The sequence below is a fragment of the Desulfuromonas acetoxidans DSM 684 genome (assembly GCF_000167355.1).
Taxonomy (GTDB): domain Bacteria; phylum Desulfobacterota; class Desulfuromonadia; order Desulfuromonadales; family Desulfuromonadaceae; genus Desulfuromonas; species Desulfuromonas acetoxidans.
Window position 1 is genome coordinate 185,705 of sequence record NZ_AAEW02000006.1, and the last position, 13,344, is coordinate 199,048.

Here is a 13,344-nt window from a genome sequence, read left to right on the forward strand (position 1 = left end):
TATCGCGCTTTTTTTCACCATAAAATCATGGCATAATTTCCCCCATCACAAAGGGAGAAATCGCCATGAGCACAACTGCACCCCGCCTGCCGGCGGAATGGGAAGCACAGGACGGTGTCTTGCTGTCCTGGCCGACACCACACAGCGACTGGGCGGACCATTTGGAACAGATCGTTCCGGTCTTCATTGAACTGGTTCGACACATCAGCCGTTTTGAACAGGTCATTATCGTCACACCGCAGCCATCGGAAACCATTACCACGTTGCAGCAGGCCGACATCGCCCTGCAGCGCGTCCAGTGTTATGCCGTTGCAACCAATGATACCTGGAGTCGGGACTTTGGACCCATCACCGTTTTCAAACAGCAACAGCCGTGGCTTTACGATTTTGGTTTTAACGGCTGGGGTCTGAAATTCCCGGCGGATCACGACAATCAGATCACCCGGAAGCTCGTGGAGCTGGCTGCATTCACCGCGCCAACCCACCTCCAGCCATTGATTCTTGAGGGGGGCAGTATCGAATCTGACGGCAACGGCGTTCTGCTGACCACCAGCACCTGTCTGCTCAGTGCTAACCGCAACCCCCATCTGAAAAAACACGACATCGAACAGTTTTTTCATCAGCAGTTCGGCATCCAAAAAACCTTGTGGCTCGATCATGGTTATCTGGCCGGGGATGATACCGATTCCCACATCGATACATTGGCCCGTTTGTGTCCGGAACACACCATCGTTTACGTTCAGTGTGATGACCCGGACGATGAACATTACCCGGCATTGAAAAAAATGGAGCAGCAGTTGCAGTCCTTTACCACGCTGGACGGAGCTCCATTTCGCTTGCTGCCACTGCCGTGGCCCCAAGCGGTTTACGATGCCTCGGGAGAACGACTGCCGGCAACCTATGCCAACTTTCTGGTGATCAACAAAGCGCTACTGGTCCCGGTTTACAACGATCCGGCTGACCAAAAAGCACTTGAAGTGCTGAGGCTGGCGTTTCCGGGCCATGAACTGATCGCCATCGATTGCTCGGCCGTGATCCTGCAGCACGGCTCACTGCACTGTTTGACCATGCAACTGCCGAAAGGAACCTTGTCATGAGTACCCGTCGCATCGCCCTGATTCAGCAAGCCTGCCAACCGAGCGCCGAACAAACCCGCGACCACCTCACCACGGCCATCCGCCAGGCAGCCAGTCAGGGCGCGGAATTGATCGTTCTGCAGGAACTTCACAACGGACCGTACTTTTGCCAGCATCAGACTTGTGATTACTTTGAACTGGCCGAGCCGATTCCCGGCCCCGGCAGTGACTATTTCAAAGAACTGGCCAAAGAGCTGGAAGTCGTCTTGGTGTGCAGCTTATTTGAACGGCGCGCTGCCGGCCTCTATCACAACACGGCGGTAGTTTTTGAAAGCAACGGACAACTTGCCGGAATCTATCGAAAAATGCATATCCCTGATGATCCCGGCTACAATGAGAAATTTTATTTCACTCCAGGAGATCTGGGGTTCACACCGATTCCCACCAGTGTCGGAACTTTGGGAGTGCTGGTGTGTTGGGACCAGTGGTATCCGGAAGCAGCCCGTCTGATGGCTCTTGCCGGCTGTGACATGCTGATCTATCCGACGGCAATCGGTTGGGATCCACAGGATACGCCAGAGGAGCAGCAGCGGCAACGCGAGGCCTGGTTGACAGTGCAACGAGGGCACGCCGTGGCCAATGGTCTGCCGGTTATCAGTGTCAACCGAGTTGGTTTTGAAGCCGACCCGACAGGGAACAGCGCCGGAGCACAGTTCTGGGGGAGCAGTTTTATTGCCGGCCCCCAGGGAGAAATTCTTGTTCAGGCGCACAGTGACCGGGAAGCCGTGCTGATTCACGACCTGGATCTGCAACGCAGCGAGCAGGTCCGGCGCATCTGGCCGTTTTTACGGGATCGCCGTATCGATGCTTACGGTGACCTGACCAAACGGTTTCGCGATTAATCCTCGCCTCTAAAAACCAATGAAGGAATTCTTTTTTCTATTGATCTCAGTAGATTGCGAAAGGGGACTTTGTCGGCTACGCTGTTAGAAAGGTTAATCCAGCTCCAGCAACGAGGTCACTATGAGCCGCCCCCCTACCCTTGGCGAACCCTACGCGATCAAAGGACGATGGATCCCCTATGCCTTTGCCGTGGTGTTGTGTCTGGCGGTCTTTTCCTTATGGCAGGCGTTGGAAAAGCGGGAAGCCCGGGCACGACAACAGGCCATTGCCGCTGAAGCGGAAACGGTTCTGAACCTGATTGATGTCGACCTGAACAATCGCATCCGCTCATTGCAACGGTTCGTTTACCGCTGGCAGCAACGGGGTGGGATGACACGTCAGGAATTTTTTCTTGATGCCGACAGTTATCTTAGCGATCACCCCGGTTATCAGGCTCTGGAATGGGTTGATCCCAATTTTATCGTCCGCTGGGTGGTTCCGCAACAGGGCAATGAACAGGCCATCAACCTTAACCTGGCCCTGGAAGAGGTCCGCCGCACAGCACTGAAAAAAGCACAACATCAACAGGCGCCAACCCTTTCGATGCCGGTGGAGCTGGTCCAGGGAGGCATCGGTTTTCTGGTTTACCTCCCCATCACCGTCGACAACCGTTTTGATGGATTTCTACTGGCGGTCTTTCGAACCAGCTCGTGGGTAGAATCCCTTCTCACAACACGTACCACGCCGCGCTACTTTAAATCCTGCATCCTGATGGACAGCAAACAGATTTATAAAGCGCCCGATTGGCAGCAGCGGCCAGATGAACTGCAATACGCCAAAGAGTTAACCGTTCGCAACCATCTGTTTGTGGTACAAAGCCGCCCGACTACGCTCTATCTCACCGCCAGCCACACTCTGCTCCCCGAACTGGTTTTTCTCTTCGGCTTGACCCTGATCTGCGGCCTGGTCCTCATCATTTACCTGCTGCAAAAGACCTCTTCGGCAGTACATACCGGCAACCGCAATCAAAACATGCTTGAACTGGAAATTGAGCAACGCCAACAGATTGAAGCAGAGCGGGAGATGTTGCTTAACGATATTGGAGAACGAGTTAAAGCGCTTCATTGTCTGTACAGTCTGTCACGACTGTCGGAATCAACCGGAAAAAACGTTGAACAATTTCTCTTTCAAGCCATCGAGTGTCTGCCTCCAGCATGGCAACACCCCGAATACACAACAGCACGTGTCGCTTTTGACGAAATGACCTTTACCACCAGTGACTTTCACGAGAGCAGCTGGAAACTGGAATCCACCATTCAGACCAACGGAAGAACGCGGGGCAAGGTCGAGGTTTTCTACTCCAAACAATTTGCCGAATTTGACGAAGGCCCGTTCACGCAGGAGGAACGCTACCTTATCAACGAAATCGCTGACCGGATCGGCAGTGTCGTTCAACAGAAAAAAGCTGTCGAAGCTCTGGCGAAAGAGCGCCAGCGATTGGCCTTCATTCTCGAAGGCACCCATGTCGGCACCTGGGAGTGGAATGTTCAGACCGGTGAAACCGTCTTCAACAGCCGCTGGGCGGAAAACCTGGGTTATCAACTGGATGAGCTGACTCCGGCGTCAATCAAAACCTGGGAGAGATTCTGCCACCCGGAGGATTTAAAAAAAGCGTACCGCGCCTTGAAACGCCATTTTTCCGGGCGTGACCCCTATTACCAGTGTGAAATCCGTCTGAAACACAAAAACGGACACTGGGTGTGGATTCTTGATCGCGGCAAGGTCTCGGTGTGGACCAATGATGGCGCCCCCTTGCGAATGTTCGGCACTCACACCGATATTTCCGAACAAAAACAGGCGGAAGCACGCATCCGCCACTTGGCCAATCACGATGCCTTAACCGGCCTGCCCAGCCTGCGCCTGGTGCGTGATCGGATCAATGTTGCCCTGGAAAGCGCCCACCGTAAGCATGAACAGTTCGCGGTGATGTTTTTTGACCTTGATGGGTTCAAGGCCATCAATGACCAACACGGCCATGATGCCGGCGATTTTGTTTTGCAAACCGTTGCCAACCACCTGCTCAATTGCGTCCGCAAATCCGACACCGTTGCCCGAATCGGCGGCGATGAGTTCCTGCTGCTACTGACTGAAATCAAGTCTGTTGACGATGTCGAAAACATCGCCTGCAAAGTCATTGAAACCGTCAACCAACCCATGGAATTTGAGGGATACCTTCTGCAGGTTCAGGCCAGTGTCGGCATCGCGCTCTACCCGACGCATGGATACACCTCGAAAGCACTGATAAAACAAGCAGATAGCGCTATGTATACGGTCAAAAGCAGTGGTAAAAATGGCTACCGTTTCGCCATGCCATCTCAGGACAAGCTCCCCCCCCCTACCGTTTAAACCGCTTACAGCATAGAAAAGGCACTCTTGAAGAATGCACGGAACTCGTCGGGTTCTTGGACAACCCGGCGATTTTGCGAGGTTTTGAAAAAACTGAGTTTCACAACCACAGGTGAAAAAACCACGGACAGCTTTTCACACCAAAGTTTATCAAAGAAAAATTTGAACAGTTTTCACCACTTAAATGTCCAGCGATGATCGACAGTGCGTTGAATGTATCCTATACTTAACACTATCGAGCCATCGCAACGGGGGGAAGACATGTCCAAACATTCGACAACGCATCAACGTCAGGTATGGCTGATCTTCTTTTGCCTTGGCATCATTATGCTCAATTTCCCCTTTATGCAGGTTTTCAACCGCCTTGACACTCTGTTCGGCATTCCGCTGCTGATCTTCTACCTGATGGTCGGCTGGCCTCTGTCCATTGGTGTCATCTACCTGTTCAGCGCCTCACTCGAAGAACGTACTCTGCCGAAACGAGACACCACACCAGACCGGGAGCTTGAATGATGTCTGTCCAGTTTCTCGGAGCCATCACCCTGGCCTACTTTCTGTTGCTGTTTATTGTCGCTTTCATGGCCGACAACCTGCGCAGGCGAGGGAAAAGTTTCGTCACCAATGCAAGCGTCTATTCACTGTCACTTGCTGTGTACTGCACCTCATGGACCTATTATGGCAGCGTCGGTCGTGCAGCCACCAGTGGTCTGGATTTTCTCACCATCTATCTCGGCCCGACACTGATCTGTTTTACTTGGTGGTTTCTGCTGCGCAAAATTATTCTGATCACCAAAGAGCAGAACATTGTCAGTATTGCCGATTTCATTGCCAGCCGTTACGGAAAATCAACCTATCTCGGCGGCATTGTCACCATCTTCGCCGTCCTCGGCATCGTGCCTTATATCGCCCTGCAACTCAAAGCGATTTCGCAGACGTTTAACATGCTGTGCGGTTCCGACAGCAATCTGACCACGGCATTTGAGCTCCAATATCCCAATCTGCATCTGGATACCGCCTTTCTAGCTGCTCTGTTTCTAGCGGCATTCTGTATTCTGTTTGGAGCCATGCGCCTCAACAGTACAGAGCGCCATGAAGGGCTGATGGCGGCGGTTGCCCTGGAATCGATCATCAAGCTATCGGCGTTTCTCGCGGTCGGTCTGTTTGTCACCTACGGACTGTTTGACGGCTTCGGCGACCTTTTCAGTCGCTTTTTGACCACTTTTCCCGAGAAATCAGACCTACTGCTGATCTCCGGAGAACACAACAGCAGTGGCCGCTGGTTTTCCATGACCGTGATGTCCATGATGGCGGTGATGTTTCTGCCCCGCCAGTTTCATGCCATGGTCATTGAAAACTCGGATCATGAACATATTCGTAAAGCCATGTGGGCGTTCCCGGCCTATATGTTTCTTCTCAATCTGTTTGTGCTGCCCATTGCCATTGCCGGGATTATTACCTTCAGCGGCGACACCACCATGGCCGACTATTATGTGCTAAGCTTGCCGCTGCTTGAGCACCAGCAACTGCTGGCTATCTTTGTTTTTATCGGCGGTTTCTCTGCCGCCGGTGGCATGGTCATGCTGGAGTCAGTGGCTTCGGCAACCATGATTCTCAACAATTTGGTCATGCCAATCATCCTGCGTTTCAACCTGAAAACCGCTGACATCTCCGGACTGCTGCTCACCATCAAACGGATCGCCATCGTTTCAGTCATCTTTCTCGGTTACTTTTACTATCGTACCCTTGGCGAAACCGAAGCTCTGGTCAATATCGGCCTGATATCATTCATGGCTGCCACCCAGTTTGCCCCGGCCCTGCTGGGGGGCATTTACTGGGAACGCGCCACACAGCGCGGCGCAGCAGCCGGCCTGCTCAGCGGCTTCATTGTCTGGTTTTATACACTGCTGGTGCCAACCTTTGTCGATGCGGGCTGGTTGTCACACGATATTCTGCTTCATGGTCCATTGGGGCTGGAATGGTTACGCCCGACAGCGCTATTTTATCTCGATACACTTGATGTCTGGTCACACGCGCTGTTCTGGACGCTGTTTTTTAATGTCGGTCTGTTTCTCGGTGTTTCGATTTTGACGATCCCATCTTCGGTAGAAGCCACTCAGGCACTGCGCTTTGTCCGAGTGTCCACCTGGCGCGATATTCCGCAAAAGCGCACCCGGATCAGCAAGGCGCCGACAATTATGGAATTTGTCGACCTGATGACCAAGTTCATCGGTGAAAAACACGCCAACATGGCCATTGCCAACTACCTCGGCGACCGCGAGATTGATGAAAAGGGCAGTCTGTCTGAATATGAGATCCCCAACCTAAAACGGTTTACCGAAAAAACTCTCGCCGGGTCTGTCGGTACGGCTGCCGCACGCATCATCATTGAGAACTACTTGTCGGCACGCGGCAGCAAGATGGAAGATGTATTCAACATCTTCGGAACCGTCAGCCTCAGCCGTGATGCCAGCCGTGAACAACTGACCGTTTTGTATGAAGCGGCAAACATGATCGCCAGCGGGGCGGACCTCGACACCATCTTCGACAACATTCTTGAACTGCTCTACCATCAGTTCCGCTTCGATTTATGCGCAATCCGCCTGTACGACGAGGAAAGCAACTTGCTCAAAATCCGGTGTTTCAAAGGAATTGATACGGAATTTCTTTCTCACGCCGACCGTGAGATCAACGAAGAAACCTGCATCGGCGCGACCTACATTAATAATCGGGTTGTTCTGGCCAACGATTCCGACTGTACCGATAAACCGACCTCCATGGAGATCATCCGCCGTGAAGGGATCAAATCGTTCGCCCATGCCCCGATTACCATTGAAGGGCAACCCATCGGGGTCCTGTCATCCTATTCACGATATGCCAAGGGCATTTACACCGATGAATTCATCGAGCTATACAAAAATCTCGCCGCCCAGATTGGTATCGCCTGGCGCAATGCCCGGCAGACCAGCCAACTGATCGAAGTCAGTGAGCAGGAAAAAGAATTAAAAATCGCCGAGGCCATTCAGCTCAGCTTACTACCTGATACCATGCCGGAGCATCCCGGTATGGATATCGCAGGGATCTGCGTTCCGGCTAAACAGATTGGTGGCGACTACTTTGACTTCATCAAAAAAGAACAGCTCCTGGATGTCATCATTGCTGATGTTTCTGGACACAACATTGGTGCAGCCTTGCTTATGGCCGAGGTGCGCACCTTCATCCAGGCCCAAGCTAGGCAATTAAGTACACCACCGGATGTACTGCACGTTCTCAACCGCTTCATGTATGAAGACTTGACCAACGCCGAACTTTTCATCACCATGTTCTATCTTCAGTATGACCCGGTTCGTGGCCGAATCGCTTTTGCCAACGCCGGCCACAACCCACCGTTATTACTTCACCACACAACTGGCACCTTTGAGGAACTCGATGCAGAAGGTATGATTCTGGGCATCACAACCAATATGGAGTTTGAAGAAAAGCACGCATATTTCCAGAAGGGGGATATCCTTGTGCTCTATACGGATGGTATTATTGAAGCAGAAAACAACTCCCAAAAGATGTATGGGATGGAGCGGCTTAAATCCTCCATTCAAGACAACAAGGCTTTGAGCGCGCAAGAAATTATTGACAACACCATGAATGAGGCCCGCATGTTTCAGGGACGACGCCACTTCAATGATGATGTCACGATGATTGTTTTGAAAATTAATTCTTAGGACAACAGGAGAAAACCAGATGAATGTTGCTATTGAAGAGCATGATCACATCGTCACACTCACCCTTAAGGAAGAGCGTCTCGATGCGCATAACAGCAGCGAATTAAAGACCCAGTTGCTCAACCTGTTTGAAGATGGAAAAGTCAATATTGTCATTGACCTCTCCCCGGTTCGTTTTATCGATTCATCCGGCCTGGGCGCTCTTGTTTCCGGATTTAAAAACGCCAGTTCCCGTGAGGGGGGACTGAAATTGTGTGGTTTGCAGTCGCAAGTCAAATCGATGTTTGAACTAACGAGACTGCATCGTGTCTTTGAAATTTTTCCGGGAACCGAAGAAGCTCTGGCCAGCTTTTAACAGGCTGTAACAATGCAGCCTGCCTGCCCTCGATGTGGGGCGACACATCGCAACAACGGATTTCCACCGGGTTGCATTTGTGAGCAAGACGGAAAGGATTTTTTCGACTTGTGACGTTGAAAAGAACCAGAACGGTTCTTTTCAACACCCAGAGAGAACGCCGCCCGTGCTGCACAACCTGTGGTGCAGCACGGGCGGCGTGAGGAGAACACATTATGGAAAATCAACTTGAAGTGGACATCAAAGTCCCCAACCAAACAAAATACCTCAGCCTGATCGGCAAAATCGGCGAAGATGTTGCTTACACGTTGAAAAAGTTCAACGATAATCGCGAAGATCTCGCCTACCACATCAATCTGGTGCTGACGGAAGCCATGGCCAATGCCATCAAACATGCTAACCAGAATGACCCGAACAAGGATGTACATATCAGTATTTCCCTGTCAGAGAACAACCTGTGCATCAAGGTCTATGATCAAGGGCAGGGGTTTGATATCAGTGAAATTCGACAGATTGAAGCCGAACCGGAAGACGAGCATGGCCGGGGAATCTTCCTGATCCATGCACTAATGGATACCGTCACCTACAACCAGTGCTGCAACGGCCATGTTCTGGAGATGAATAAATCGCTCAATGGCCAATCAGCTGCGGCAACTGCAGATGATGATCCATGCGCTGACCACCCTCCCACTGATAAGCAATAAAATGACATCCGGCACGTTGAGCAGCGGCCAGGTCCAACTCTGAATCACCGATAAATGTCATGTGCCGGACCGCTACATTCAACCGCCGCGCCACCTCCAGCAACATATCTGGAAAAGGCTTTGGCCGCGCGACATCCTGATGCGTCACCACCTCCGAAAAATAACCACTCAAATCAAAATGCTCAAGAATCCGTGGCATACTGCTACCCCGGTTAGTCGCGATTGCCAGCGGAAATTTCTCGGACAGAACCGCTAACACCTCACGCAAACCCGGCTCAACTTTCAGTTGCGGAATAAATTGGTCGTAATCCACCTGCGACGCCACACTCAGGGCCTCTTGCAGACGCTCTTCACCAAGCAGCCCGGCAAAAACCTGGGGACTTGATCCAGTATGGCACAAATGTGCGCGTTCCTTCTGCCCCGTGTCCACCTCAGGCTCGCCAAAGTGGCGCAGGATCACATTGTAGTAGGCCAGATTGGCCTGACGGCTGTCAACCATCACACCATCACAGTCAAACACCACCACACGACACTCAGCGCTCACAAGGCCTCCTCATATTGAGCCAGACAATCCCAGCGAGCCCAATCAGCATCATCGGCAGCGACAGTAATTGTCCCATACTCATTCCGGCAAACACCGCACCGAGGTGCGCATCCGGTTGACGAAAAAATTCCACCACAAAACGGAATCCGGCATAACCGCTGACAAAGGCAAAAAACACACTTCCGGCCGCCTTGTTCGCCCGGTAAACAACCAGCAGGATCAACAACAAGACAGGGCCCTCGAGAACCGCCTCGTAAAGCTGACTGGGGTGACGCGTCAGAGGACCGGCCCCAGGAAACACCATGGCCCAGGGAACAGAGCTGACCCGGCCCCACAATTCACCATTGATAAAATTACCAAGACGGCCAAAAAACAAGCCAAAACAGGAAGAGATCACCAGAATATCGGCCACAGAAGCGACCGGAAGTTGACGTTTGCGACAAAACCACAAGGCCGCAACAATCACCCCGAGCAAACCACCGTGAAAACTCATTCCCCCTTCCCATAACGAAAGGATTTTCGTCGGGTGTTCCAGGTAAAAAGATGCGTTGTAAAAGAGTACGTAGCCGAGGCGGCCGCCAAGCACCACACCGAGAACACAGGCAAACAGCAGATCTGCCACCGTATCTGACGACAGACTCAGACGTTTATGCGGCATTGTCAAACGGCGAATCATCGCATAAGCACAAATGAAACCGGCCAAATACATCAGACCATACCAGCGTATGGCCAATGGCCCGATCTCAATAGCAACAGGATCGATATCAGGATACGTCATCATGATTATTTTCCAACCGGGTTAACAGGGAGTCAAAATCGTGTGGTCTTGGCGCTTCAAACTCGACAACTTTATGGTCTACCGGATGATCACATGCCAGGCGGAAAGAATGCAACATCGTGCGTAAAATCTCCTGTCCGCCGAGACAACAGGTTCCACCATAGAGTTTGTCACCCAACAAAGGCGCCCCCGCTTCAGAAAAATGGACCCGAATCTGATGCATCCGCCCGGTGAGCAATTGGATCTCCACCAGAGCGAACCCGGACAAGCGCTTGAGAACACGGTAGCGGGTATGAGCAGACTTCCCTCCTCGCGCCACAGACTTCATCCGGTTGGTGCGTCGATTACGTGCTAACAGGGAGATAAATTCCCCCTCGTCATCAAGGCCTGGGTCCCGGACAAGGGCATGGTAGACTTTTCGAACACGGTGAGATTGCCAAGCCTCAGTTAAGGGTTTATGACAGCGTGAATGAATTGAAAAAATCATCGCCCCGGACGTCTCACGATCCAGACGTTGCACCATGCCCAGCTCCGGCTTGTCCAAAGGACGATAAGGGTCTTTGAGAAACACCAGGAGCGCTTCGTACAACGTTCCTTTATAGCGTGACGGTGTCGGCTGCGACTCCACCCCGGATGGTTTATTCACCACCAGCAGAAAATCGTCGCGAAAGAGGACATCCTCTTCGCTCAGGCGAAACGGCGTCAACGGTTGCTGATCACGATACAACTCAATTTTATCCCCACGCTTCAAAGCCTGACTGCATTTGCGCACCCGACGGCCATTGACATGCACCCCGCCCAGGTCGATGACCTTGCGGATCACGGTGCGAGATAACGAACGATCCGTCGTCGCCAACCACTGGTCCAACCGCTTCTCAACAAGCGGGGAATCAACCACAAAACTCAGCCGTTGTGATTTTTTCTTTATCTTTGCATTCAATATCTAATTCTCGTTGACAAACATCATTTCAATGTTAGATTGATATTAAAACAACACTCTGGGGTGAGCGAGGAAAAGATTTATGTCGCTTGACCAACACCATCAGAATCAGGAAGCAACACGGTAACGGTGAGCCAGCCTGAGAACTCATCAGGACGCCTGATGTTATCGAAACAACTTCCACCCTAAGACACGGTCAAGAACCTGTCTCAGCCGCCACCCCGGAGATGTTTAATACGCAAAAAGCCTCACACGAGTGAGGCTTTTTGCGTATTAAACCGAGACGAAATGTCGTTCACGACAAAACATGCTTTTCCAGTACAAAGCATGTGAATTCACCACTGAAAACAGCTTTATCCGCAACCTTAACCATGCATTCGACCTGATAGCGATTCTTCTCTGACGAAATAACCACAGCCGTTGCCGTCGCCGTCTCACCAGCACTGACAGGAGCAAGAAACCGAGTCTGAGCGGCTCCGAGAACCACTGTTGGTTCATTGACAGCCAACATAGCAGCATAGTCAGCCAATCCAAAAATAAAACCTCCATGAACCAGACCGTGGGGATCGGCGACCATCGATTCGATCGTCACCAACTCAACCACGGCTTTCCCTGGCTCAAGAGCTAGCGGAGCGCCAACCAGGCTTGGTGAAATACATTGATGCGTTGTTGGTAGCAAGGAACCCGTCATGGTTAACCGAGGCTATCGACACGCTCACGAAGTTCTTTGCCTGTTTTGAAAAAAGGCGTCTTCTTCGAAGGGATATTGATCAGGTTACCGCTCTTAGGATTGCGCGCCTGACGAGCTTCACGCTCTCGAATAGAGAAAGATCCAAACCCGCGGATCTCAACGCGATCACCACCGATCAAAGCGGACCCGATGCTGTCAAAAATCGTATTGACGACGAGTTCAGACTCTTTTTTGTTCAAATCGGAAGTGGACTCCATCAATCTTTCAATCAATTGGCTTTTTGTCATTTTATTCTCCCCAATACCAATAGCGTTCAATAGGTCTGCCTTTGCGACCATAACAATTGCAAGCCCTGTGTGTCTGTCTTTAAGATCACCCGTTCAATTTCCGAAGCGGTTCGGCTGATAAAATAATCAATCAGATCCGGCTTAGGCTCTGCAGGATAAAGCACATCCGGTGTTCCTTCAATACCTGCGAGTTCGCCGGCGTAGTGAATCGCCGCCTGCAAACCACCAAGGTCATCAACCAGACCTTGTTGCTGTGCCTGCCGTCCGGTAAAAATCCGTCCATCAGCCAGCTTGAAAACTTGATCCTTTTCCAAATGACGACCTTCACTGACCGCCGTGACGAACTGGTCATGAACATCATCAATTAAACTCTGCAGCAAGGCCTTTTCCTGGTCCGTCATCGCGCGAACAGAAGAACCAATATCTTTGTGATCACCACTTTTGATCACATTGGTTTTAAGGCCCACCTTGTCCATCAACGCGATCACGTTGGTAAACTCCATGATCACGCCGATGCTACCGGTAATGGTCCCCGAATTGGCAAAAATACGATTTGCCGGAGCAGAGATGTAATAACCACCGGACGCAGCGACCGATCCCATGGAAACAACCACCGGCTTCAGAGCCGTCAAGCGAACAACTTCATCGTAGATCTCCTGAGAAGGACCGACGCCTCCCCCAGGGGAATCAACGCGCAGCACGATCGCTTTAACAGCGTGATTCTGCCCAAAATCGATCAATTGATCGACAATGGCCTTTGAGTCAGTAATAGTTCCGAGGACTTCGATGACGCCGACTTTGTCGGACAAGGCAAACTTCTGCCCGCTACCACGCGACGACGACATGATCAGGATGATCCCTGCGAAGAAAACAAATATCACAAAGAACACCACAATGGCTATGGCAAAAGGTCTTTTTTTCATCACAATCCTGACAAAAAAGCCCCTGCTGCAGAAGCAGCAGGG

General features: G+C 51.5%; 13 protein-coding genes. 7 read left to right on the forward strand and 6 right to left on the reverse strand.

Features of this window, described 5'->3' with window-relative positions; genetic code table 11:
• The first annotated feature begins 65 nt into the window (after positions 1–65).
• From DACE_RS06525 to DACE_RS17830, 7 genes are all read left to right on the forward strand, one after another.
• Positions 66–1,097, forward strand: coding sequence for an agmatine deiminase family protein (locus DACE_RS06525; RefSeq protein ID WP_005999509.1), 1,032 nt, complete (start codon positions 66–68; stop codon positions 1,095–1,097).
• Positions 1,094–1,978: a carbon-nitrogen hydrolase gene (locus DACE_RS06530; protein ID WP_005999511.1), complete on the forward strand. Its 885-nt coding sequence runs from the start codon at positions 1,094–1,096 to the stop codon at positions 1,976–1,978. Before DACE_RS06525 ends, DACE_RS06530 begins: the two co-directional genes overlap by 4 nt.
• Positions 1,979–2,099: 121 nt before the next feature.
• Positions 2,100–4,364 (forward strand): sensor domain-containing diguanylate cyclase, encoded by a 2,265-nt coding sequence (locus DACE_RS17145; protein WP_005999515.1) that lies wholly within the window; start codon positions 2,100–2,102, stop codon positions 4,362–4,364.
• Positions 4,365–4,625: 261 nt separating this feature from the next.
• Entirely contained in the window at positions 4,626–4,877 is a 252-nt protein-coding gene (locus tag DACE_RS06540) for a hypothetical protein (protein WP_005999517.1), read from the forward strand.
• Positions 4,874–8,080 (forward strand): SpoIIE family protein phosphatase, encoded by a 3,207-nt coding sequence (locus DACE_RS06545; protein WP_005999519.1) that lies wholly within the window; start codon positions 4,874–4,876, stop codon positions 8,078–8,080. The genes DACE_RS06540 and DACE_RS06545 overlap by 4 nt, the downstream gene beginning before the upstream one ends.
• Before the next feature lie 19 nt (positions 8,081–8,099).
• Positions 8,100–8,435, forward strand: a complete 336-nt coding sequence (locus DACE_RS06550) for an STAS domain-containing protein (RefSeq protein ID WP_005999521.1) — start codon at positions 8,100–8,102, stop codon at positions 8,433–8,435.
• A 215-nt stretch (positions 8,436–8,650) separates the two neighbouring features.
• The gene (locus tag DACE_RS17830) at positions 8,651–9,139 is read left to right on the forward strand and encodes an ATP-binding protein (protein ID WP_005999522.1); all 489 of its coding nucleotides are present in this window, start codon (positions 8,651–8,653) and stop codon (positions 9,137–9,139) included.
• Here DACE_RS17830 and DACE_RS06560 read toward each other — a convergent pair.
• The 6 genes from DACE_RS06560 to sppA form a co-directional block, all read right to left on the reverse strand.
• Positions 9,066–9,683 (reverse strand): HAD family hydrolase, encoded by a 618-nt coding sequence (locus tag DACE_RS06560; protein WP_005999524.1) that lies wholly within the window; start codon positions 9,681–9,683, stop codon positions 9,066–9,068. The two genes, DACE_RS17830 and DACE_RS06560, sit on opposite strands and share 74 nt — an antisense overlap.
• Positions 9,673–10,461: a prolipoprotein diacylglyceryl transferase gene (gene lgt / locus DACE_RS06565; RefSeq protein WP_040366458.1), complete on the reverse strand. Its 789-nt coding sequence runs from the start codon at positions 10,459–10,461 to the stop codon at positions 9,673–9,675. The genes DACE_RS06560 and lgt overlap by 11 nt, the downstream gene beginning before the upstream one ends.
• A complete protein-coding gene (locus tag DACE_RS06570) occupies positions 10,448–11,401 on the reverse strand; it encodes an RluA family pseudouridine synthase (RefSeq protein ID WP_238326398.1) in 954 nt (317 codons plus the stop codon). Before DACE_RS06570 ends, lgt begins: the two co-directional genes overlap by 14 nt.
• Before the next feature lie 295 nt (positions 11,402–11,696).
• The gene (locus tag DACE_RS06575) at positions 11,697–12,092 is read right to left on the reverse strand and encodes a hotdog domain-containing protein (RefSeq protein ID WP_005999531.1); all 396 of its coding nucleotides are present in this window, start codon (positions 12,090–12,092) and stop codon (positions 11,697–11,699) included.
• 2 nt (positions 12,093–12,094) lie between these two features.
• Positions 12,095–12,379 (reverse strand): integration host factor subunit beta, encoded by a 285-nt coding sequence (locus DACE_RS06580; protein ID WP_005999533.1) that lies wholly within the window; start codon positions 12,377–12,379, stop codon positions 12,095–12,097.
• Between the two features lie 26 nt (positions 12,380–12,405).
• Positions 12,406–13,302: a signal peptide peptidase SppA gene (gene sppA, locus DACE_RS06585; protein ID WP_005999534.1), complete on the reverse strand. Its 897-nt coding sequence runs from the start codon at positions 13,300–13,302 to the stop codon at positions 12,406–12,408.
• Positions 13,303–13,344 lie beyond the last annotated feature (42 nt).

Coding starts and splice junctions, on each gene's coding strand:
- DACE_RS06525 (WP_005999509.1), top strand. CDS start 66: ATGAGCACAACTGCACCCCGCCTGCCGGCGGAATGGGAAGCACAGGAC.
- DACE_RS06530 (WP_005999511.1), top strand. CDS start 1,094: ATGAGTACCCGTCGCATCGCCCTGATTCAGCAAGCCTGCCAACCGAGC.
- DACE_RS17145 (WP_005999515.1), top strand. CDS start 2,100: ATGAGCCGCCCCCCTACCCTTGGCGAACCCTACGCGATCAAAGGACGA.
- DACE_RS06540 (WP_005999517.1), top strand. CDS start 4,626: ATGTCCAAACATTCGACAACGCATCAACGTCAGGTATGGCTGATCTTC.
- DACE_RS06545 (WP_005999519.1), top strand. CDS start 4,874: ATGATGTCTGTCCAGTTTCTCGGAGCCATCACCCTGGCCTACTTTCTG.
- DACE_RS06550 (WP_005999521.1), top strand. CDS start 8,100: ATGAATGTTGCTATTGAAGAGCATGATCACATCGTCACACTCACCCTT.
- DACE_RS17830 (WP_005999522.1), top strand. CDS start 8,651: ATGGAAAATCAACTTGAAGTGGACATCAAAGTCCCCAACCAAACAAAA.
- lgt (WP_040366458.1), bottom strand. CDS start 10,461: ATGACGTATCCTGATATCGATCCTGTTGCTATTGAGATCGGGCCATTG.
- DACE_RS06575 (WP_005999531.1), bottom strand. CDS start 12,092: ATGACGGGTTCCTTGCTACCAACAACGCATCAATGTATTTCACCAAGC.
- DACE_RS06580 (WP_005999533.1), bottom strand. CDS start 12,379: ATGACAAAAAGCCAATTGATTGAAAGATTGATGGAGTCCACTTCCGAT.
- sppA (WP_005999534.1), bottom strand. CDS start 13,302: ATGAAAAAAAGACCTTTTGCCATAGCCATTGTGGTGTTCTTTGTGATA.